The 20,939-nt window shown below is 35.7% G+C and carries 21 protein-coding genes; 15 read left to right on the top strand and 6 right to left on the bottom strand.

What is annotated here, in order from left to right; translation table 11 throughout:
- The first annotated feature begins 157 nt into the window (after positions 1 to 157).
- Genes dnaA through CSC80_RS16110 form a run of 3 tightly spaced genes read left to right on the top strand, consistent with a single transcriptional unit; the run spans position 158 to position 2,770 of the window.
- Positions 158 to 1,582: a chromosomal replication initiator protein DnaA gene (gene dnaA, locus CSC80_RS16100; protein ID WP_058102982.1), complete on the top strand. Its 1,425-nt coding sequence runs from the start codon at positions 158 to 160 to the stop codon at positions 1,580 to 1,582.
- A 12-nt stretch (positions 1,583 to 1,594) separates the two neighbouring features.
- Positions 1,595 to 2,044 (top strand): low molecular weight protein-tyrosine-phosphatase, encoded by a 450-nt coding sequence (locus CSC80_RS16105; RefSeq protein WP_099193053.1) that lies wholly within the window; start codon positions 1,595 to 1,597, stop codon positions 2,042 to 2,044.
- Positions 2,045 to 2,047: 3 nt separating this feature from the next.
- A complete protein-coding gene (locus CSC80_RS16110) occupies positions 2,048 to 2,770 on the top strand; it encodes an SAM-dependent methyltransferase (protein ID WP_058102984.1) in 723 nt (240 codons plus the stop codon).
- Positions 2,771 to 2,826: 56 nt separating this feature from the next.
- Here CSC80_RS16110 and CSC80_RS16115 read toward each other — a convergent pair whose 3' ends face one another.
- The 4 genes from CSC80_RS16115 to dapF all read right to left on the bottom strand — a co-directional run bounded on the left by CSC80_RS16115 (position 2,827) and on the right by dapF (position 5,941).
- Complete coding sequence (locus tag CSC80_RS16115; RefSeq protein WP_058102985.1) at positions 2,827 to 3,456, bottom strand: hypothetical protein; 630 nt, start codon at positions 3,454 to 3,456, stop codon at positions 2,827 to 2,829.
- 147 nt (positions 3,457 to 3,603) lie between these two features.
- The gene (mltG, locus tag CSC80_RS16120) at positions 3,604 to 4,647 is read right to left on the bottom strand and encodes an endolytic transglycosylase MltG (protein WP_099193054.1); all 1,044 of its coding nucleotides are present in this window, start codon (positions 4,645 to 4,647) and stop codon (positions 3,604 to 3,606) included.
- Positions 4,647 to 5,171, bottom strand: a complete 525-nt coding sequence (locus tag CSC80_RS16125) for a GNAT family protein (protein WP_099193055.1) — start codon at positions 5,169 to 5,171, stop codon at positions 4,647 to 4,649. The genes mltG and CSC80_RS16125 overlap by 1 nt, the downstream gene beginning before the upstream one ends.
- On the bottom strand, positions 5,165 to 5,941 hold the full coding sequence (dapF, locus tag CSC80_RS16130; protein ID WP_099193056.1) for a diaminopimelate epimerase: 777 nt from the start codon (positions 5,939 to 5,941) through the stop codon (positions 5,165 to 5,167). The genes CSC80_RS16125 and dapF overlap by 7 nt, the downstream gene beginning before the upstream one ends.
- A gap of 127 nt (positions 5,942 to 6,068) precedes the next feature.
- On the opposite strand from dapF, the gene CSC80_RS16135 reads away from it, so the two are divergent.
- The 10 genes from CSC80_RS16135 (at position 6,069) to CSC80_RS16180 (ending at position 17,966) form a co-directional block, all read left to right on the top strand.
- A complete protein-coding gene (locus CSC80_RS16135) occupies positions 6,069 to 7,460 on the top strand; it encodes a trypsin-like peptidase domain-containing protein (protein ID WP_058104254.1) in 1,392 nt (463 codons plus the stop codon).
- A gap of 115 nt (positions 7,461 to 7,575) precedes the next feature.
- Positions 7,576 to 9,024 carry a glyceraldehyde-3-phosphate dehydrogenase gene (locus CSC80_RS16140; protein ID WP_058102989.1) on the top strand — a complete coding sequence of 483 codons (1,449 nt, stop codon included), beginning with the start codon at positions 7,576 to 7,578 and terminating at the stop codon, positions 9,022 to 9,024.
- Positions 9,025 to 9,168: 144 nt separating this feature from the next.
- Complete coding sequence (locus CSC80_RS16145; RefSeq protein WP_058102990.1) at positions 9,169 to 9,792, top strand: hypothetical protein; 624 nt, start codon at positions 9,169 to 9,171, stop codon at positions 9,790 to 9,792.
- A 36-nt stretch (positions 9,793 to 9,828) separates the two neighbouring features.
- Entirely contained in the window at positions 9,829 to 10,272 is a 444-nt protein-coding gene (locus CSC80_RS16150; protein ID WP_099193057.1) for a GNAT family N-acetyltransferase, read from the top strand.
- Positions 10,273 to 10,288: 16 nt separating this feature from the next.
- Positions 10,289 to 10,963, top strand: a complete 675-nt coding sequence (trmD, locus tag CSC80_RS16155; RefSeq protein ID WP_099193058.1) for a tRNA (guanosine(37)-N1)-methyltransferase TrmD — start codon at positions 10,289 to 10,291, stop codon at positions 10,961 to 10,963.
- A 138-nt stretch (positions 10,964 to 11,101) separates the two neighbouring features.
- Positions 11,102 to 11,452: a 50S ribosomal protein L19 gene (gene rplS / locus CSC80_RS16160; protein WP_058102993.1), complete on the top strand. Its 351-nt coding sequence runs from the start codon at positions 11,102 to 11,104 to the stop codon at positions 11,450 to 11,452.
- 646 nt (positions 11,453 to 12,098) lie between these two features.
- The gene (locus tag CSC80_RS16165) at positions 12,099 to 14,315 is read left to right on the top strand and encodes an NADP-dependent isocitrate dehydrogenase (RefSeq protein WP_099193059.1); all 2,217 of its coding nucleotides are present in this window, start codon (positions 12,099 to 12,101) and stop codon (positions 14,313 to 14,315) included.
- A 113-nt stretch (positions 14,316 to 14,428) separates the two neighbouring features.
- Positions 14,429 to 16,828: a TonB-dependent receptor gene (locus CSC80_RS16170; RefSeq protein ID WP_099193060.1), complete on the top strand. Its 2,400-nt coding sequence runs from the start codon at positions 14,429 to 14,431 to the stop codon at positions 16,826 to 16,828.
- A 3-nt stretch (positions 16,829 to 16,831) separates the two neighbouring features.
- Positions 16,832 to 17,752, top strand: coding sequence for a DUF4249 family protein (locus tag CSC80_RS16175; protein WP_099193061.1), 921 nt, complete (start codon positions 16,832 to 16,834; stop codon positions 17,750 to 17,752).
- Complete coding sequence (locus tag CSC80_RS16180) at positions 17,739 to 17,966, top strand: DUF6095 family protein (protein ID WP_071339577.1); 228 nt, start codon at positions 17,739 to 17,741, stop codon at positions 17,964 to 17,966. The genes CSC80_RS16175 and CSC80_RS16180 overlap by 14 nt, the downstream gene beginning before the upstream one ends.
- Before the next feature lie 5 nt (positions 17,967 to 17,971).
- Here the strand turns inward: CSC80_RS16180 and CSC80_RS16185 are convergent, their stop codons facing one another.
- Positions 17,972 to 18,664: a DUF4294 domain-containing protein gene (locus CSC80_RS16185; RefSeq protein WP_058104255.1), complete on the bottom strand. Its 693-nt coding sequence runs from the start codon at positions 18,662 to 18,664 to the stop codon at positions 17,972 to 17,974.
- 104 nt (positions 18,665 to 18,768) lie between these two features.
- Here CSC80_RS16185 and CSC80_RS16190 point away from each other — a divergent pair, with 104 nt between their 5' ends.
- Both CSC80_RS16190 and CSC80_RS16195 read left to right on the top strand, forming a co-directional pair.
- Entirely contained in the window at positions 18,769 to 19,857 is a 1,089-nt protein-coding gene (locus CSC80_RS16190) for a M42 family metallopeptidase (RefSeq protein WP_058102998.1), read from the top strand.
- Positions 19,858 to 19,903: 46 nt separating this feature from the next.
- Positions 19,904 to 20,461 (top strand): NUDIX domain-containing protein, encoded by a 558-nt coding sequence (locus CSC80_RS16195; protein ID WP_099193062.1) that lies wholly within the window; start codon positions 19,904 to 19,906, stop codon positions 20,459 to 20,461.
- A 31-nt stretch (positions 20,462 to 20,492) separates the two neighbouring features.
- Here CSC80_RS16195 and CSC80_RS16200 read toward each other — a convergent pair whose 3' ends face one another.
- Positions 20,493 to 20,927 carry an RbsD/FucU family protein gene (locus CSC80_RS16200; RefSeq protein WP_058103000.1) on the bottom strand — a complete coding sequence of 145 codons (435 nt, stop codon included), beginning with the start codon at positions 20,925 to 20,927 and terminating at the stop codon, positions 20,493 to 20,495.
- Positions 20,928 to 20,939 lie beyond the last annotated feature (12 nt).

A 20,939-nucleotide genomic window follows, 5' to 3' on the forward strand; every position in this document is an offset into this window, starting at 1 on the left:
AAACGAACATGAGAAAAAAAAAGGTCAAAATCAATGACAATCAATTTTTTTTTTAAATAATTTGTTCACATATTTGCCCAAGTTGAACGAGAACTTAGATTGAAAAAATTCAATCTCTTTTAGCTAAAAGCTAACCATTAAAAGAGTATAGATTATTATGAATGTTACTGCTAATTCCGTATGGAAAAACTGTTTGGTGTTTATTAAGGATAATATCCAACCGCAGGCATTCAAAACATGGTTTGAACCCATTAAACCTATAAAGCTTACAGAAAATGCCTTAAGCATTCAAGTACCAAGTAAATTCTTTTACGAGTGGCTAGAAGAGCATTACGTTAAACTGCTAAAGGTTGCATTAACTAAAGAATTAGGAGAGACTGCGAAATTAGTATATATCATACGTATGGAAAATACGTATGGCAACAAAGAGCCTTTTACAGAAAAAATTCCTAGTTCAAATAGAGGTGCAATGGCCGCCCAGGAAATGGATGTACCCATTAAATCTAAAAACCCTGAACTACGCAATCCGTTTGTTATTCCAGGGATTAGAAACATAAAGATAGAATCTCAATTAAATCCTAATTATAATTTTGATAATTTCCTTGAAGGAGATTCTAACCGTTTGGCACGTTCTGCCGGTATGGCCGTAGCCAACAAACCGGGAGGTACATCTTTCAACCCGTTATTGGTTTTTGGTGGTGTCGGATTAGGAAAAACACACTTGGCACACGCCATTGGTGTTGAAATAAAAGACAAGTACCCTGAGCGTACAGTGCTTTATATTTCTGCAGAAAAATTTACCCAACAGTATATTGAATCCGTAAAGAAAAACACTAGAAATGATTTTATACATTTCTACCAGTTAATAGATGTTCTGATTATTGATGATGTACAATTCTTATCAGGTAAGTCTGGTACGCAAGATGTTTTCTTCCATATTTTCAATCACTTACATCAAAACGGAAAACAAGTAATTCTTACATCTGACAAAGCTCCTGTAGATATGCAGGATATTGAGCAACGATTGTTATCTCGATTTAAATGGGGGTTATCCGCAGAATTGCAAAGTCCGGATTACGAAACAAGAATCTCTATCTTAAAAAACAAGTTATATAGAGATGGTGTAGAGATACCAGAAGATATTATTGAATATGTTGCTAAACATATTAAAACCAATATTAGAGAACTTGAAGGCGCCATAATTTCACTTATTGCACAGTCAACCCTAAACAAAAGAGAGGTCACTATTGAGCTTGCACAACAAGTAGTTGAAAAATTCGTAAAGAACACTAAACGTGAAGTTTCTATTGACTACATACAAAAAGTTGTTTCCGATTACTTTGAGATGGATGTTGCAACATTACAGTCCAAAACAAGAAAGAGACATATTGTACAAGCTAGACAATTAGCCATGTTCTTTGCCAAGAAGTTCACTAAAGCCTCATTGGCAAGTATTGGTTCACAAATTGGAAAGCGTGATCACGCTACGGTACTTCATGCATGCAAAACAGTGGATAACTTAGCCGAAACAGACAAGCAGTTTCGCAAGTATATTGATGACCTAACTAAGAAATTCTCTTAAATTCTATACTAAATGAAGGTGTTGATGGTTTGCCTAGGTAATATTTGCAGGTCTCCATTGGCAGAGGGTATTCTTAAAAGTAAAGTTGACACAACAAAAGTACACGTAGACTCAGCAGGTACAGCAGGTTACCATATTGGAAATACACCTGACCCAAGATCTATAAAAGTAGCACAAAACCATAACATCGACATTAGCTCACAAATCTGTAGAAAATTTTTGGTATCTGATTTTGACACTTTTGATGTGATATATGCCATGGACAAAAGCAATTATGGCAATATAATTGGTATGGCCAGAAATAGAGCAGATGCAGAAAAGGTAAAGCTTTTGTTGAATGAAATTGACCCCACGGACCAAGAAGTGCCAGACCCCTATTATGATGCAGACGACGGATTTGAAACCGTTTTTCAAATGATAGATAAAGCTTGTAATATAATTGCAGCCAGATTAGACCATTAATAAATGAGCACACAAAACGGTAAAATTGGAAAAGTTTATTTGATTCCTTCTACGCTAGGCGATATGCCACCGTTAGAAGTATTACCCATTTCTATAAAACAAACCATAGAGAGACTTGATCATTATGTGGTAGAGAACGAAAAAACCGCTCGACATTTTATAAAAAAAATAAGTCCCAGAAAATCCCAACCTGGCTTAAAACTTTTTGTTCTTAACAAGTTCACTGAACCAGAAGAAATTCCCACTTTTCTAAACCCTTGCTTGGAAGGTAACGATGTAGGCATACTTTCCGAAGCTGGTTGCCCAGGTATAGCCGATCCTGGTGCCGCCGTGGTAAAAATAGCCCACAGCAAAAACATTCAAGTTATTCCATTAGTAGGTCCCTCTTCCATTTTATTAGCTTTAATGGCAAGTGGCATGAACGGTCAAAATTTTGCATTCAACGGGTACCTCCCTATTGACAGTTCTGACCGAAAAAAATATATTAAAAACTTAGAGCGTAGATCAAAAGAAGAAAATCAATCTCAAGTATTTATAGAAACACCTTACAGAAACAATAAAATGCTTGAAGAGTTGATCAAAACCCTTGCACCAAGCACAAGTATTTGTGTTGCTGCCGATATTACATTACCTACCGAATACATTAAGACCAAAACAGCAATTAACTGGAAAAAGGAAAATGTAGATCTACACAAAAGACCGGCTATATTTATAATCCAAGCATAAAAAAAACCTTGACAAACTAGTGCCAAGGTTTCACATTCTCATATCTACTTAAATTCTTAGATTCTTGGGTTGCGTTTTGCTTCGATCATTGAGACATCATAACCCGCAAACTTTTTCATATAATTAGAAATACTTGTACCGTAACCGTCGGTGATTTCCATACGACCATGAGACCTTAAATATAATTTCACATTACCCGGTCCTGCAAGGTGCGCTGCTGCCAAAATACCCGACTCGGTAATTTCAACACCGTTCATGCGAACACCTACATAGCGTTTAATATCCCTTCTTAAAATCCACTTGTTACGTGACGTGTTAACATGAAAAACTTTTTCCTGTAATTCAGGATTATTCAAGAATTCATTTCCATTGTAAACACCGACCAACTCTAAAGTGCCCAACCCAAATTGATACTTACCTAAGTAACCAAAAGTATTGGTTACAAAATAGTTTCCTTGAGACTCCTTAAAAGCTAAAGCTTCTTTGAAACCTATAAATTGGCGACCAAGAAAAGGGGGAGCTATTTGATAATTTGACAATAGAGCTTCATCTTCCGGAAAAGAAACCAGCTCTGGCTTGTTTACTTTTAACTGATTAGGCACATCTACCTTAAAGGGTTTAAACCCATAACCAGAAATTATAAACGTAACAATTAGAGGACAACTTGCTAATATCCATCTTCTCATACATATAGTTTCTTAAGACTTATGGCGACTACTATTTGCCTGCTTAAATTTCTGAGGCAAAGGTAGGTCTGAAATTTTAAGAGTTTTAGAAGGTTCTGTTAAAAGAATACAGAATTAGTTAACAAGTTCTAAAATTCGGATGAAAGCTTACCTGTTGATTTTCTGAGCGTTAATCCATCGGATGTACTGCTCTTTATTTCGGTTGTGTTGCGTTAAATTCTCTGCAAACATATGATAACCGAACTTTTCAACATTGGCTACAAAATAGTAATAATTGTGTTTTTTAGGATTTAAAACCGCATCAATCGCCGTTATATCCGGCATTGCAATTGGCCCTGGCGGCAATCCTGCATACTTATAGGTATTATAAGGTGAATCCATTTCCAAATCCTTATACAAGACCCTTTTAATAATGGTATCAAAGTTACCCGTTTCTTTCTTTATCGCATATATAACGGTAGGATCAGCCTGAAGCAACATCCTTTTTCTCAACCTATTCAAATACACCCCGGCAACCGTAGGACGCTCATCAACTTTTGCTGTTTCCTTATGTACTATGGATGCCAAAGCAATAACTTCATTCGGTTTCAAGCCAAGTGCTTTAGCTTTATCCTTACGTGTATCCGTCCAAAATCTATTATACTCCTTTAACATTCTACTCCTAAACCCTTCAGCCGATGTATTCCAGAAAAATTCATAGCTATTAGGAATGTACAATGATATTTTATTGGCATCATCAAATCCGTTCGCCTTTAAAAACTCTTTATCGTTAAATGCCAAAACTAAAGAAACGCTATCAGCCTCAATTTGCCCTGCAATTCTTCCTGCCAAATCATTAATATTTTCTTGATTATTGAAAGATACCTTTACAGGCAAATTGCCACTTCTTAATGAGTTTACAATCTCATTATTATTCATACCCTTCTTTATCTTATATCGACCGGCCTTTATATTACCCAAGTAACCTTTTCGATCGGCCGCAGATTCAAATGAACTAAAGTCTTCTAAAACAGGAGAAAGACGCTCTTCCAAATCCATCAAAGTAGCATCGGTCGGTACAAATACAATGGCCTCATCATTATTAAAGCTGGTATTTGGGGTAAAAAATGTACCATAAACCATAAAGGCAAAAATTCCACCACCTATCAACCCTATGAGCACCACACCCAATAAAATACGTTTGATATACATCAATTATTTATTTTTTGTAATAATATTTCGTTCTTAAAGGTATTTTTAAAGCGCACCCAATCTTTCTTGACCCCAACTTGTTGAAATCCTAACTTGTGGAACAAATGAAGGCTAGCCAAATTATCTTCTAATATATTAGCATATACCTGTCGTAATCCTAAGGCTTCGAACAAATACTCCGTAAGTAAGGTAATTGCTTCTGCCCCAATCCCCTTATTTCTTTCTGCCTGGTTCAATATCACAATACCAATACCAGCTCTTTTGTGATTTGGCTCAAAATCAAAGACATCTATCAACCCCAATGTGTTATACTCATGTGTACAAATGACCAAACGTAACTGTTTAACATCAAAGATATCCCTATGCGCATTCTCCAAATAAAATCTAAGTACGTCTTTTGAATACGGAGTTACCGTTCCACTAACTTCCCATACGCTGGTATCATTCTCCAATAGATACAGAAAATCAAGGTCTTTTTTTTCCAAAGCCCTTAGATAAATCTGTTTTCCTTTCAATGTTACCACGTTAGTTCACCTTTAAAAACCTGTTTAGCCTCCCCTTTTAGGTAAATATCCGAATAAGAACCGTTCTGTTCTTTGAATGAAACTTCCAAATTACCACCAAGGGCTTTGATACCGATCGTATTCTCTTTTGTATTCCCAAGGTGATACATTCCAAGAGCCACCGCAGTTACTCCAGTTCCACAAGACAAGGTTTCATCCTCTACCCCACGTTCATATGTCCTAATATCAAAACCACCTTCATCATTCTTTTCAACAAAATTAATATTACTGCCCTTTTCACCATACACACCATAGCGCATGCGTGCACCTTCTTTTACAACATTAAACGATTTTAACCCATTGACCAATTGTACATGGTGCGGTGATCCCGTATCCATAAAAAGAGCATTGGTTTTTTTCTTTATTTCCTTAACGTCCAACATTTTAAGACTTACTACATCATCTGTTATTGTAGCTTCATGTAAACCATCAACCGCTATAAATACAGTTTCCTTTTCAATAACCTTTAAAAAATGTGCAAAAGCAACAATACATCTACCACCATTACCACACATACTCCCTTCTTTGCCATCCGCATTGAAATAAACCATTCTAAAATCGGTTTCGGCATCATTTTCCAATAAAATTAAACCGTCTGCACCTACGCCAAATCGTCTATTACAGATTTTTGCAATCAATGGATAATCGTCTTTTGGAAACTGTCCATTACGATTATCTACCATTACAAAATCATTACCTGTACCTTGATATTTATAAAATGTATTTTCCATGCTTTAACAAAGCTCCAAAGATAGTACATTATTACTTTTTAAAGTGTAGTTAAAAAGTAGTTAAACGCTTATATAATAGCATAAAATCAAGTAATTTTGTGTAGAATACGTTAAAATATTAATGAATATGAAAAGAATAGCTAGTCTCCTATTTGTATCCGTTTTTGCAGGTGCGATTACATTGGGTGCTTATAAACTATTTTTCGAAAAGGAAAATTTTACCATTATTACCCAAGATAATAATAACGGAATAGTAAACGCAAGTTATACACCTACTTCCGCTAGAGGTGCGGGCATCAATGAGGTTGATTTCACTAATGCCGCCGAGAATACCGTGAATGCCGTTGTCCACGTAAAGAACATTACCATTAATAAGGCCCCTACCAATATATTCGACTTTTTTTACGGTACCAGTGGAAAAGTAGTACCGCAAGTAGGTACGGGATCTGGAGTAATAATTTCTTCTGATGGATATATTGTCACCAATAATCATGTAATCAGTAGAGCAAATCAACTACAGGTTACTTTGAACAATAACAGAACATACAATGCCGAGTTGATAGGCACGGATCCAAATTCTGATATTGCCCTTATAAAAATAGACCCAAATGAAAAATTACCATACTTGGCATTTGGTGATTCCGATCAAACCAAAATTGGCGAATGGGTATTGGCTGTTGGAAATCCTTTTAACCTGACTTCTACCGTTACAGCGGGTATTGTCAGTGCAAAAGCTAGAAACCTTGGAAAAAACCAATCTTTCATTCAGACAGATGCCGCCGTAAACCCCGGAAACTCAGGTGGCGCATTGGTAAACACTAATGGAGACCTCGTAGGTATCAATACAGCAATAACCTCGCAAACCGGATCTTATGTAGGTTATTCATTTGCGGTACCCAGCAATATTGCAAAAAAGGTAATTCAGGATATTTTAGAATACGGTAATGTTCAAAAGGGATTTATGGGCATTAGACCTGCACCTGTAAACACAAGAGATGCTATAGAAAAAGGCATAAACAATATTGATGGAGTGTACATTGAATTTATCGAAGAAGAATCTGCAGCGCAGGAGGCCGGAATCGTAGTCGGTGATATCATCAAAAAAGTTGATGAAATCGATGTGCACAAATACCCTGATCTAACAGGATACTTATCTACAAAAAGACCAGGTGACACTTTAGAAATTGTAATAGACAGAAAAGACGAGCAGCTAATATTACCATTAACCCTAAAGGAGAGACAAACCTTAGTGGTTCCGGAGATGGGCTTAGAAGTTAAAAACCTAACGGAACAAGATAAGAAGGTATACAAAACCAAAACGGGTGTAAAAATTATTGGAGTACCGGAACGTTACAGAGGTTACGGCCTATCAGAAAAAGTAATCGTCAAAATCGATGATCAAGAAATAGGAAATATTGACGATGCATATACAGCATTTGGCGGCATTTCAAAATATGGAAAAACCGTGATTACCATGTTAGGATCCAATGGCCAAAGAGACCGTCTCATATTTCAATAACAAAACCCAATAAAATACAGCCTTCGCAAAAACGAAGGCTTTTTTTTGAAAAATATTTATTTAAAGTGCTTAATTTTTCTAGTTTTGTGCGAATTATAAAATTAATCAACTAATTATGGCTCCACAAACCACTTTTGAAAAAGAGCTGGCATTTCAAGCGGATCGTAGAAAAGCTACAACGGAATTTATCAAAATCGTAAGTGATCTATGGTATGACAAATCCATTGAAATTGTCCTTTTTAAAAATCAGGTTATTGACAAAAATGTAAGCGATATAATGCACTTGCATGAGTATGCTGGTGAATTTGTACAAAAACCCATTTCTATTTTTGATTCTGTAGAAATACTAAGGTCAATTTCAGACATGGCGTTGCCACCTTCTAAGTTAGATATTGGTAAATTAACCTATGAATACCATTCTGACACCAACATTCTTAACAATGTAAAATCTTTTGTAATAGATAAATTACAATCTGCTCAAGACTTCAAAAGTATAGAACCTAAAGATGTAGTACTATATGGTTTTGGAAGAATAGGTAGATTAGTTGCAAGAGAGCTTATGTCCAAAACAGGAAAAGGCAACCAATTAAGACTTAGAGCTATTGTAGTAAGAGGCAAGCCTAGTATTGAAAATCTTGAAAAAAGAGCCAGCCTACTTAGAACAGATTCTGTACACGGTATTTTTAATGGCACCGTAAAAGTAGACTACTCAAACCTAAAATTGATCATCAATGGCACAACTGTACATGTAATATATGCCAATATGCCAGAAGAAATCGACTATACGGAGTACGGTATAAACGAAGCTTTGGTGATAGACAATACAGGAGCTTTTAGAACTAAAGAACAATTAGAAAGGCATTTACAAGCCAACGGAGCCGCCAAAGTTTTATTAACCGCTCCAGGCAAAGAAGTTGCCAATATAGTACATGGTGTAAACCATTTAGAATATTCACCTGATGACACAGATATATTTTCTGCAGCATCATGTACCACAAACGCCATAACTCCTATTTTAAAGGCAATAGAAGAAACTTTTGGTATTGAGAAAGGACATTTAGAAACCATACATGCCTATACCAATGATCAAAATTTGGTAGACAATATGCATGGTAAATACAGAAGGGGCCGTGCTGCGGCACTCAACATGGTTATTACTGAAACCGGTGCAGGCAAAGCAGTAACAAAAGCCTTACCTTCTTTGGAAGGCAAACTTACCTCTAATGCCATTAGAGTTCCTGTACCCAACGGATCACTAGCTATTCTTAATTTGGAAATTAATCAAAAAACATCACTAGAAGGTGTAAACTCCATGATCAAGAAATATGCATTAGAAGGAGATTTAGTTGAACAAATAAAATACTCACTTGATAAAGAATTGGTTTCTTCCGATATTATAGGAACCTCTGCCCCATCTATTTACGATAGCATGGCTACAATAGTTTCCGGTACAGGAAAGAGTGTTATATTATATATATGGTATGACAATGAGTATGGTTATTCTCATCAAGTAATTCGTTTAGCCAAATACATTGCCAAAGTAAGACGTTTTACCTATTATTAATTTTTAAAAAGAAAAGATCTATTTGTTAATTAAGAACGTAGGTAAATAAAGAATGTTTAAGCTTTATATTTTTTTCATAATTCAATATTTATAAAGTACTTTAGTCAACTCTAAATTATTCAAATTAACCTAAGAATCTATTACATGAATTTCTATAGAATACTATTATTACTAGCCTTATTATTAGCTAGTAATGTACAATTTGCACAAAATGCCGAAGAAGAGGAAGATAAGTTATCATTAGATGAAGGACCGATCAGTAATCAATTCGATTATATAGCCAAGCGATCAGGAAACTATAGAGCAGATGGTGTTAGATATGAAGTGGTAAAAGAATCTAATTTATTTAAGATTAGAAAAAATGTTCTTGACTCTATTGCCGCCATGAATAAAAAAACGGGTGAGTTAAAGGCTACAATTGCAGAACATGAAACTACAATTACATCTTTAAATAAAAAATTGGAGGAGACCACCACTAATTTGGGTCTGGTTACCGAAGAAAAAGATAGTATGTCTTTTCTTGGCTTACCAGTTTCCAAGGGAACATATAATTTTGTACTATGGACTATTATAGGCGCATTGTTTCTTACCCTTGGTTTATTTATTTATAAATTTAGAAATAGTAATATACTGACTCAAGAAGCCAAACAAAACTTATCTGAATTAGAAGTTGAATACGAAGATCACAGAAGAAGGGCATTAGAGCGTGAACAAAAAATAAGTAGACAGCTACAAGACGAGATTAACAAACAGAAAAAAACTAAGTAAATTTTTAAAGCTCCATTTTGGAGCTTTTTTTTTGATATGGTCAATATAGAACAAGTAACGACATCAGAAATTAACGACATTATACCTCTTTTTGATGGATATAGAGTTTTTTATAAAATGAAATCTGATTTAGATGCCGCAAGAATATTTCTGCAGGATAGAGTGACAAATAACGAATCCGTAATATTTGCTGCTTATGAAGGAAAAAACGCCATTGGCTTTGTTCAGCTCTATTTCACCTTTTCCTCGGTAAGCTTAGAGAAATCGATAATATTAAACGATTTGTATGTTGCAGCCGAACATAGAGGTAAATCCGTAGGACAACAATTACTACTAAAATCTCAAGAATTCTGTAAAATAAATGGTTATAAAGGCCTTGCCCTGGAGACCGCTATTGACAACCCAGCTCAAAAATTATATGAAAAGCTTGGCTGGGAGAAAGATTCCTACTGTTTTCATTACTTTTGGCAGGTTAAATGAAGATGCACATCAAAAAATGAGAATAGACATAATTACAGTATTGCCCGAACTACTCACTAGCCCATTTGAAGCTTCCATTTTAAAAAGAGCAATAGAAAAAGATTTGGTTGAAGTCCATTTTCATAACCTCAGGGATTATACCGATACAAAATATAGAAATGTAGATGATTATCAATTTGGAGGAGGAGCCGGTATGGTACTTATGATAGAGCCCATTGACAAATGTATCTCTAGCTTAAAGTCTGAAAGAACATACGATGAAATCATTTATATGACTCCAGATGGTGCAACCCTAAATCAAAAAACCGCCAACACACTTTCATTGGCAAAAAATATAATAATTCTTTGCGGTCATTATAAAGGCGTTGACCAACGTGTACGCGATCTTTTTATAACCAAAGAAATATCCATTGGCGACTATGTACTTTCAGGTGGAGAATTGGGCGCCGCAGTTTTATGCGATGCAGTCATTAGATTATTGCCAGGCGTACTTAATGATGAAACATCAGCACTAACTGATACCTTTCAAGATGGTCTGCTTGCCCCACCCGTATACACTAGACCTGCGGAGTATAAAGGAATGACTGTGCCAGACGTACTGTTAAGCGGTAACTTTGGAAAGATTGAAGAATGGAGAGAAAACAAAGCATACGAACGTACCGAAAAATTACGTCCAGATTTGCTAGAGTAACATAATTTTGAGAATTAAAGAAAAAGCAAATAAATACTTGCGTGATTAAATTTAAATACTAATTTTGCAGCCTGTTAGAACAACCTCTGACGATAATCGTGAACGTTGCTCTGATTTAATTCCAATTTTAACTATACAATGGAATCATTAATAAAATTTGTACAAGACGAATTCGTAACGAAAAAAGAATTTCCAAAATTTTCTGCTGGTGATACAATCACTGTTTACTACGAAATTAAGGAAGGTGAAAAAACAAGAACACAGTTCTTTAAAGGTGTTGTAATACAACGAAGAGGTACCGGTTCTACAGAAACATTTACTATTCGTAAAATGTCTGGAACAGTTGGTGTTGAGCGTATCTTCCCAATTAACTTACCTGCACTTCAGAAAATTGAAGTTAATAAACGTGGTAAAGTACGTAGATCTAGAATTTACTACTTCCGTGAATTAACTGGTAAGAAAGCTAGAATTAAAGAAGTAAGAGGATAAATTTTATATCCAAATAAATATAAAGCACTGTTCTATTTTAGAACAGTGCTTTTTTTATGAACAAAAGTGAACAACACATGTTCATAACATGTTGACTAATAAAAGATTACATTTTTAAGCTTTGTATTATTATTTTTTGTAAATTAGAACATGGTTACGAAATAGAGCTTTAGAAAAATGCCTATTTTAAAACCATTACGAAGTTTGCGTTCTATCGTATTGTTGTTTGACCAAAGCATTTAATGATTATTAAATGGGGTAAATTTTAAATTTGTTGGCTGTCGCTAATTGAATTTAAGATTAGTTGAATAGTAAAGAGACTATAAATTAGGTTTTTATTATTCAATGATGACAATAAAAAAGAAATGCTGTGTAGATGCTGGGTTGCCTAACCTGGGAATCGAAAAACATTTTAAACGTTGAATCAGTAAAGCGGATGCAATCAAGGGTTGCCGTTTTGATGAAAAATCAAAACAAACTGTCCGTAAACTTTTTCTAAAAAGCCATATCATTGTATGCGTACATTGATATGGCTTTTGTTATTTAACAAAACTTCCCACCTGCCTGAAATATTAAGCCATTTTCAACACTTTCATACCTTTAGAAAATTGTATATTTGTTCCGCTTAAATTAAAACAAACTGCAAATGTCCAAAATTTTTTATACCAAAACAGACGAGGCGCCTGCATTGGCTACAGAGTCTTTTTTACCTATTGTAAAAGCTTTCACAAAATCATCAGGAATTGAAATCGAAACTAAAGATATTTCTTTAGCCGGCAGAATTGCTGCTACCTTTCCAGAGTTTTTATCGAAAGAACAACAGGTGTCCAATGATTTGGAAGAATTGGGCAACATGGCAAAACAGCCAGAAGCAAACATTATAAAATTACCTAACATAAGTGCATCGGTTCCTCAATTGAACGAGGCTATCGCAGAATTGCAAGCTAAGGGTTACAACATACCAAACTACCCAGACGAGCCTAAAACTGATGAGGAAAAGCAAATAAAGGCGAAGTACGATAAAATTAAAGGTAGTGCCGTAAACCCTGTTTTAAGGGAAGGTAACTCTGACCGTAGAGCTCCTAGAGCTGTAAAGAATTACGCAAAGCAAAATCCTCATAGCATGGGTGCATGGAGCTCTAGCTCTAAAACTCATGTAGCAACAATGGGCGATGGCGATTTTCAGGCCAATGAGAAATCAACAACATTAGCCAATGCCACTACGGTACAGATAAAATTGGTTTCCGAAGGCTCAGAAACTGTTCTAAAAGATAATTTAAGCCTGCTTAAGGGTGAAATTATCGATGCAACGGTAATGAACAAAACAGCCTTGCTAGATTTTCTTCAAGCAGAAATTAAAGATGCAAAAGATAAAGGCATCCTTTTTTCAGTGCATTTAAAGGCTACAATGATGAAAGTTTCCGACCCTATTATTTTTGGTCATGTTGTTGAAACTTTCTTTAAACCCGTATTTGTAAAATATGCAGATACTTTCGATAAATTAGGTATTAGCCCTAATGACGGACTTGCCAGTTTATACCAGAAGATTGAAAAATTACCCGCTAGTGAAAAAGATGCCATTACTAAAGATTTAGATGAAGCTTTGGCTAAAGGACCAGATCTAGCAATGGTAAATTCAGACAAAGGAATTACCAACCTACACGTTCCAAGTGATATTATTATTGATGCATCTATGCCAGCTATGATCAGAAACTCTGGACAAATGTGGAATGCGGAAGGTAAATCTCAAGACACCAAAGCTGTAATACCAGATAGTAGCTATGCAGGTATTTATACGGCTACCATTGATTTCTGTAAAGAACATGGTGCGTTTGACCCTACTACTATGGGTACCGTACCAAATGTTGGTCTAATGGCACAAAAGGCAGAGGAGTATGGCTCACATGACAAAACCTTTGAAATTAGCCAAAGCGGAACTGTACAGGTAGTTGACACCACTAGTGGTAAAGTATTACTTGAGCATACCGTAAGCAGTGGCGATATTTGGCGTATGTGCCAGGTTAAGGACGCTCCTATTCAAGACTGGGTAAAATTGGCAGTTTCTAGAGCAAGAGCTACCGATGTACCTGCTATATTCTGGTTAGACGAGAACAGATCACATGATGCCGAGCTAATTAAGAAGGTAAATACATATTTAGCACAAGAGGACACTAATGGTTTGGACATCCAAATTATGTCTCCAATTAAAGCCACAGCTTTCACATTAAAAAGAATGAAAGATGGCAAGGATACTATATCTGTTTCCGGAAATGTATTAAGAGATTACCTTACTGACCTCTTCCCTATTTTGGAAGTAGGAACAAGTGCCAAAATGTTATCGATTGTTCCTTTAATGAACGGCGGTGGACTTTTTGAAACAGGAGCAGGAGGCTCAGCACCAAAGCACGTAGAACAATTCCTAGAGGAAGGTCATTTAAGATGGGATTCTTTGGGTGAATTCTTAGCATTAGGCGTTTCTTTGGAGTTCTATGGAGAAAAGAATGGAAATGCAGCAGCAAAGGTTCTTGGTGACACCTTGGATAGCGCTACCGAGAAATTTTTATTGAACGACAAGTCTCCTTCAAGAAAAGTAAAAGAACTGGATACAAGGGGTAGTCATTTTTTCTTGGCAAAATACTGGGCAGAAGCATTGGCGCTACAAGATGATAACGCTGAATTAAAAGCTATTTTCTCTAAAGTAAGTTCAGAAATCAATAACAAGGAAAATGATATCCTTTCAGAATTGATAGATGCACAAGGATCAGCACAAGATGTGGGTGGTTATTATAAGCCAGACACCGCTTTGGTTCAAAAAGCAATGAGACCAAGTTCTACTTTAAATGGAATATTAGAATCCATTTAATTCAACTTTAACTTCTATGAATACCCTTAATTAAATTTAAGGGTATTTTTTTTGACCTTTAATTACTTTTAGGAGTATAGATCTATTCTAAGTATTTTTACACAAAAAAATTGATGAAAGTACTTTTGCCGATTCTTATCATCTTATTTTTAAGCTTATCCCATACTATTCAGGGCCAACAAAAATATACACTAAGCGGTACTATATCTGAAGTAAGCAGTAACGAAACATTAATTGGCGTTACAGTGGCAATACCAGAATTAAAAACCGGTGTTACCACCAATGAATACGGTTTTTATTCCATCACCCTTCCAGAAGGTACCTATACCGTACTTATAAGTTATTTAGGTTTTGAGGATATCACTCAACAAATAACATTGACAGAAAATAGACGTAAAGATTTTTTGTTAATCGAAGAAGCTGAACAATTAGAGGAAGTAGTGGTTACGGAAAATGTGGAAAAAATGGATATCAGAAAGCCACAAATGAGCGTTAATACCCTTTCAGTAGGTACTATTAAAAAAATACCGGTGATTTTAGGTGAAGCAGATGTCATAAAATCCATATTACTATTACCGGGTGTAACCAATGCCGGTGAAGGTGCCTCGGGTTTTAACGTGAGAGGTGGAGCCGCTGATCAAAACCTTATTCTATTAGATGAAGCCATCATCTTTAACTCTTCTCACCTTTTTGGATTCTTCTCTGTATTTAATCCCGATGCCATTAAAGATGTAAAACTATATAAAGGTGGCATACCTGCCCGCTATGGCGGTCGAGTTTCATCTGTGCTAGATATATTTCAAAAAGAAGGCAATAGCAAAGAGTTTAAAATGAATGGCGGTATTGGTGCAGTTGCCAGTAGATTGTTGCTAGAAGGTCCCATTAAAAAAGATAAAGCAGCTTTTTTAATTGGCGGTAGAGCTTCTTACGCCCATTTGTTCCTTCCATTGTTCGATGTAGATAACACAGCATATTTCTATGACCTAAACACTAAATTCAACTATAGGTTGAATGAGAAAAATAACATTTTTCTTTCTGGATATTTTGGTAGAGATGTCTTTGGTATCAACGATAGTTTTGTAAACACCTATGGTAATGCTGTGGGCAATTTTAGATGGAACCATTTATTCTCCGACAAACTTTTCTCCAACCTATCTTTAATTTACTCTGATTACTATTACGGGTTAAAACTAGATTTCGTAGGGTTCAATTGGAACTCAGGCATAAGAAACTTTAATCTTAAATATGACCTTAAACATTACGCCACAGACAAATTGCAGATCAATTACGGCATTAACAACGTCTACTACCAGTTTAATCCAGGTAAAATTGAACCAAGCAATTCAGAGTCTGGCATTATTGAAGAACAACTAATTGAAAAATATGCTAATGAATTTGCCGCTTATGTTGATTTTGAACACAGATTAAGCGAAAATTTGAGTGTAGGTTACGGGCTGCGTTTTAGTCACTTTATGAGACTAGGGCAAGATGAATTAAATGTCTATGCCAATAACAATCCGGTTACTTATGATCCCTTTTTACTCATCTATCAAGAAGCAGACCCTATAGATGTTATAAATCCCGGTAGAGGCACTACGCTGTCTCATTTTAGCAATTTTGAACCAAGAGCTTCCCTTTCATATACCTTAAATCAATCTAGCTCCATTAAAGCGAGTTACACTAGATTAGCTCAATACCTACATCTACTTTCAAATACCAGCTCGCCTACCCCTTTAGACGTTTGGACACCAAGTGGACCATTTACAAAGCCACAGCTATTAGATCAATATGCTTTTGGTTACTTTAAAAATATTAATGATGGAGATTTCTCCTTAGAAACTGAAGTCTTCTATAAAAATGTTCAAAATAGAATAGATTATATAGACGGTGCTAATCTTATTGCCAATAACGCCATTGAACAAGTAATTCTAAATGGTGAAGCACGTGCTTATGGACTGGAGTTTCTTTTGCGGAAAAATGAGGGAAAACTACAGGGTTGGCTAGCCTATACCCTGTCCAAATCTGAACAACGCACACCTGGTAGAGCGCCTGTTATAGACAATGGTCGTAGCAATGTTGAAACCGGAATTAATTTTGGGAATTGGTACAATACACCTTACGATAAAACGCATGACATTTCTTTGTTCTTAAGTTATGATCTAACCGATAAATGGAGTTTTAGTGGAAATTTCACATACCAAACCGGGCAACCTACCAATTACCCCGTCGGTCAATTTGAATTTCAAGATTTAACCGTGCCTTATTACGGTTTAAGAAATTCTCAACGATTACCGGCATACAATCGCCTTGACCTATCGGCTACTTTGAAACCTAAAAAAAATAAGAACCGAAAATTAAAAGGTGAATGGGTCTTTAGCTTATATAATGTTTATAATAGACGAAATGCAGCTTCTATTAATTTTAGGCAGAATGATGACACCGGAGTCAACGAGGCTGTAAGAACCTCTATATTTGGCATAGTGCCGGCAGTAACTTACAATTTTAATCTTTAGGAAATGAAACGCTTTATATTAATCATATTAGGCTTTATTCTTTTTATCTCATGTGAAGATGTCATAGAGGTTGAATTACCGGAAAATGACACCAGACTAGTTGTTAACGGTGTAATACGCGTAGATGAAAATCAAGAATTTCTACCCATTGAAATAGCTGTTTCCGAAAGCAGCTCTTTTTTTGACGAAAACACGGTAGCATCATTAAAAAGTGCCATTATCTATTATGGCACCCCTAACGCCGATGCCCCGGAAATTTTAGAAGGAGGTGGTATTTCCAATTTAGCTGAAGTAGAACCAGGTAGCGGTATTTGGGTACCTGACCCTAGTTTTGATAGTGACCAAAGAATTAGAGTTAGCAGTATTGAAGAAGGAGATGTTTTTCAACTTATTCTAGAAACAGAAAATGAGCAATTTTTTGCTACGACTACCTATGTGAAATCTGTGCCTATAGATTCCTTAGAGCAAGGTGACGAAACCCTATTTTCAGGTGATGAAACAGAAGTAATAGTAACATTTACAGACCCGGGGGAAAGCAACGATTTTTATTTGCTCGACTTGGATTTTGGAGAGTTTTTAGTAACAGAGGATGAATTTTATCAAGGGCAGACTTTTGTATTCTCATATTTTTACGATAATGAATTAGCAATAAATACAAGCTCTGTAGTAAATACAAGTTTACTTGGCGTAGATGAACAATTTTACAATTACATGAACCAAATCATTGTTCAGTCCGGTGGCGATCAAGGTCCGTTTCAAACCCCGGCAGCTACTGTTCGTGGTAACATAATAAATGTTACCGGAATTGATAACGACGAGGTTGTTGACAATGTTGAACGTTCAGATAATTTTGCATTGGGTTATTTCGCCATTGTAGAAGAATATACAGATAGCATAACAATTACAAACAATGAGGAGAACTGATAAAGATTTACTTGTAACAGGTTTAAAAAGATTGGCATTCACCGTTTTATTAATGTTCACTGCCCCCTTTGTACTATGGCAGGCTTTCAAGAACCAAGACCACTCTATGTTCTGGCCGGTTTGTATTTTAGGATTGGTTCTTGCCGCATATGCCGTTTATATGGGGTTTAAAGGCATTATGACAATAATGGATTCAATGTTCGGTAAAAAATAAAAACTTTAGCCTTTTGGTATTTTGGTCGTTTTCTTCCACTTATTATAAAGCTTATCGTAATCGTAATCTAAAACCGTTTCTTGCCGTTCTAATTTACCTTTTGAAAAAGCGCGTTGCAAAATATCTTCTATCAAATAGTCTTCTTCTACAAGGTCTGGATGAAACTCTTCCTTAATGCTTATATTGAACAATTTGGCCGTGGTATTATACCAAAAAGCTCTCCAACCATTTCTAAGATCCTTGACCAAATCAAAAGCGGTAGTACCCGTTTGCCTATAAATTAGTTTCACCAAAATTTGACCTTCGGTTCTAGTTAATTTTTTCAACTCTTCAGAAAATTCTTCTTCAATAAATTTCTGTACTTTTTTAGTATACTTTTTGCGTTTACGGTTGTTCTTCATATTCGCCAAACTATCGTTTAGCTCAACCAAACGCTCCGCAGCCATTTTAGCGTATGGATATACTTTTTGCGTTTTTCTCCTTAAAATATAGTAGCGTAATTTTTCATCATAAGACGAGAACTTAAGTTTACCAAAAACATACGCTTCCTCTAATGCTATAGAACTTTGCAGCAATGAGTCCCCTGTTACGATAATCATTTTTTCCGCAACAGAATCAAGCTCTTGTTCCTCAACCTGAGCTGTACAGATAAAAACACCGGAGACCAGTAGATAAAGTATTAAAAAGTTATATTTCATTACCATAGGCTTAACAAAAGTCCTGCCAAAATTAACGAATATTAAAGAAGGTTATTATTAATACAACGCTAATATTCTTAAGTTTGTATCTTAAATTAACATTGATGGCTGAGAAAAAAATAATTACCAAAAAGTCTGAAGACTTTTTTGAAAAATACTTGAACAATGCCGCTCCTACAGGTTATGAGTGGGAAGGGCAAAAAATTTGGATGGACTACCTAAAGCCTTATGTAGATACATTTATAACAGATACTTATGGTACTGCGGTAGGAGTTATAAATCCTGATGCTAAATATAAAGTGGTCATTGAAGGGCATTCAGACGAAATCTCATGGTACGTTAATTATATTACGGATAACGGACTTATTCATGTTATAAGAAATGGTGGAAGCGATCATCTAATTGCTCCTTCTAAATGGGTAAACATACATACTAAAAACGGAATTGTAAAAGGTATTTTTGGCTGGCCAGCTATTCATACCCGTAAAGGGGATAAAGAGGAAACTCCAAAAATTGAGAATATTACCGTTGATGTTGGTGCAACCACCAAAGAAGAAGTTGAAAAACTTGGTGTACATGTAGGTTGTGTAATTACATACCCAGACGAATTTCAAATTCTTAATAAGAACAAATATGTTTGTAGAGCTATAGATAATAGAGCTGGTGGTTTTATGATTGCCGAAGTTGCACGTCTTTTGCATGAGAATAAAGTAGAATTACCTTTTGGACTTTACATTACAAACTCTGTTCAAGAAGAGATTGGATTGCGCGGTGCGGAAATGATTACACAAACTATTCAGCCAAACATTGCTATTGTTACAGATGTTTGTCACGATACGACAACTCCAATGATCAAAAAAGAGGTTCAGGGACATACCGAAATTGGAGCCGGACCTGTAATTTCTTATGCTCCAGCGGTACAGAACAAATTACGTGAACGTATCATTGAGACCGCCGAAAAGAAAAACATACCATTTCAACGAATGGCTGCATCTAGATCTACCGGTACAGATACAGATGCATTTGCTTACAGTAATGGCGGTGTTGCTTCTGCTTTAATTTCTTTACCGTTACGTTACATGCACACTACCGTAGAAACGGTTCATAAAGATGATGTTGAAAATGTAATTCGTCTGATCTACGAAACATTGTTAACGATAAAGGATGGCGAAACTTTTAGCTATTTCGAATAATCTTATTTAATCCCTCCACCAATTTGGAGGGATTTTTTTTTACGCTATGGATGAACTAATTGATATTTTAGATGCCGATGGAAGAATGACCAATAGAACGGCAATGAAAAGTGAAGCCCATAAAAACGGATGGTTTCACCAAACGGTTCATATTTGGTTTTACACCTTAGATGGCAAAGTTCTTTTACAGCAACGAGGTAAGAACAAAGATGTTTACCCCCTACTTTGGGATGTAAGCGTTGCAGGTCATATTGGTGCTGGCGAAAATATAATTACCTCTGCACTACGTGAAATAGAAGAAGAAATCGGTTTAACCATTCAACCTGAAAAATTGCAAAAAATTGGAGTTTTTAAATCTATACACAATCATTCCAAAAATTTGATGGACTATGAGTTTCATCATACATTTTTGGCTCCCTTACATTTATCATTACATGATTTACGAAAGCAAGAAAGTGAAGTAGAAAACTTAAAATTGATTCCAATGGATCAATTCACTAAAGAATTAGGTGATATTTCAAAGTTTAAATACGTGCCACATGAAATATCGTACTATAATACCATCACCAAGGAAATTTCTAAATGTTTGGCAACAAGCAATTAAAAGCCAGGATTTCAATGTTACCTCTTATAGTTTAAAAACTGCTTTCCTCAGCCATTTTAACTACCCCAACCGTTAAAATCAAATTGGCAAAACGTCGTTGTTCACCTGTCTGTAAAATTAGTGTAGTGGTCTTATCACGAATTTGGTCGTAAAATGCCCACCTTTCCATTTCACTCCAACTAACATCTCCCAGCAATTCTTTATATGCCAAATGTATTTCAGCATTTGCTTCAGGTGGTTTTTCCATTACAATTGCTCCTTGTATAGGACAAACCTCAAGTATACCTTCAAGAACGGTCAATGCATCTAACAGCCCTGGTTTAAAATTTAAATGCACTGTTGTGGAATTTGGACCGTTCATTGCGCCAACAGGTAGATTACCATCTGCAATAACAACTTGGGCAAAATGCCCAGAGCGTGCAAGAACCTCCATTATAGTAGGATGAATAACCGGAGTCTTAAGCATAATTATATTTTT

Source organism: Maribacter sp. 6B07 (genome assembly GCF_002700155.1).
Taxonomy (GTDB): domain Bacteria; phylum Bacteroidota; class Bacteroidia; order Flavobacteriales; family Flavobacteriaceae; genus Maribacter; species Maribacter dokdonensis.

What these genes read in the sequence shown, in the direction of transcription:
- dnaA (WP_058102982.1), top strand. Translation starts at nt 158, where the DNA reads ATGAATGTTACTGCTAATTCCGTATGGAAAAACTGTTTGGTGTTTATT.
- CSC80_RS16105 (WP_099193053.1), top strand. Translation starts at nt 1,595, where the DNA reads ATGAAGGTGTTGATGGTTTGCCTAGGTAATATTTGCAGGTCTCCATTG.
- CSC80_RS16110 (WP_058102984.1), top strand. Translation starts at nt 2,048, where the DNA reads ATGAGCACACAAAACGGTAAAATTGGAAAAGTTTATTTGATTCCTTCT.
- CSC80_RS16115 (WP_058102985.1), bottom strand. Translation starts at nt 3,456, where the DNA reads ATGAGAAGATGGATATTAGCAAGTTGTCCTCTAATTGTTACGTTTATA.
- mltG (WP_099193054.1), bottom strand. Translation starts at nt 4,647, where the DNA reads ATGTATATCAAACGTATTTTATTGGGTGTGGTGCTCATAGGGTTGATA.
- dapF (WP_099193056.1), bottom strand. Translation starts at nt 5,941, where the DNA reads ATGGAAAATACATTTTATAAATATCAAGGTACAGGTAATGATTTTGTA.
- CSC80_RS16135 (WP_058104254.1), top strand. Translation starts at nt 6,069, where the DNA reads ATGAAAAGAATAGCTAGTCTCCTATTTGTATCCGTTTTTGCAGGTGCG.
- CSC80_RS16140 (WP_058102989.1), top strand. Translation starts at nt 7,576, where the DNA reads ATGGCTCCACAAACCACTTTTGAAAAAGAGCTGGCATTTCAAGCGGAT.
- CSC80_RS16145 (WP_058102990.1), top strand. Translation starts at nt 9,169, where the DNA reads ATGAATTTCTATAGAATACTATTATTACTAGCCTTATTATTAGCTAGT.
- CSC80_RS16150 (WP_099193057.1), top strand. Translation starts at nt 9,829, where the DNA reads ATGGTCAATATAGAACAAGTAACGACATCAGAAATTAACGACATTATA.
- trmD (WP_099193058.1), top strand. Translation starts at nt 10,289, where the DNA reads ATGAGAATAGACATAATTACAGTATTGCCCGAACTACTCACTAGCCCA.
- rplS (WP_058102993.1), top strand. Translation starts at nt 11,102, where the DNA reads ATGGAATCATTAATAAAATTTGTACAAGACGAATTCGTAACGAAAAAA.
- CSC80_RS16165 (WP_099193059.1), top strand. Translation starts at nt 12,099, where the DNA reads ATGTCCAAAATTTTTTATACCAAAACAGACGAGGCGCCTGCATTGGCT.
- CSC80_RS16170 (WP_099193060.1), top strand. Translation starts at nt 14,429, where the DNA reads ATGAAAGTACTTTTGCCGATTCTTATCATCTTATTTTTAAGCTTATCC.
- CSC80_RS16175 (WP_099193061.1), top strand. Translation starts at nt 16,832, where the DNA reads ATGAAACGCTTTATATTAATCATATTAGGCTTTATTCTTTTTATCTCA.
- CSC80_RS16180 (WP_071339577.1), top strand. Translation starts at nt 17,739, where the DNA reads ATGAGGAGAACTGATAAAGATTTACTTGTAACAGGTTTAAAAAGATTG.
- CSC80_RS16185 (WP_058104255.1), bottom strand. Translation starts at nt 18,664, where the DNA reads ATGAAATATAACTTTTTAATACTTTATCTACTGGTCTCCGGTGTTTTT.
- CSC80_RS16190 (WP_058102998.1), top strand. Translation starts at nt 18,769, where the DNA reads ATGGCTGAGAAAAAAATAATTACCAAAAAGTCTGAAGACTTTTTTGAA.
- CSC80_RS16195 (WP_099193062.1), top strand. Translation starts at nt 19,904, where the DNA reads ATGGATGAACTAATTGATATTTTAGATGCCGATGGAAGAATGACCAAT.
- CSC80_RS16200 (WP_058103000.1), bottom strand. Translation starts at nt 20,927, where the DNA reads ATGCTTAAGACTCCGGTTATTCATCCTACTATAATGGAGGTTCTTGCA.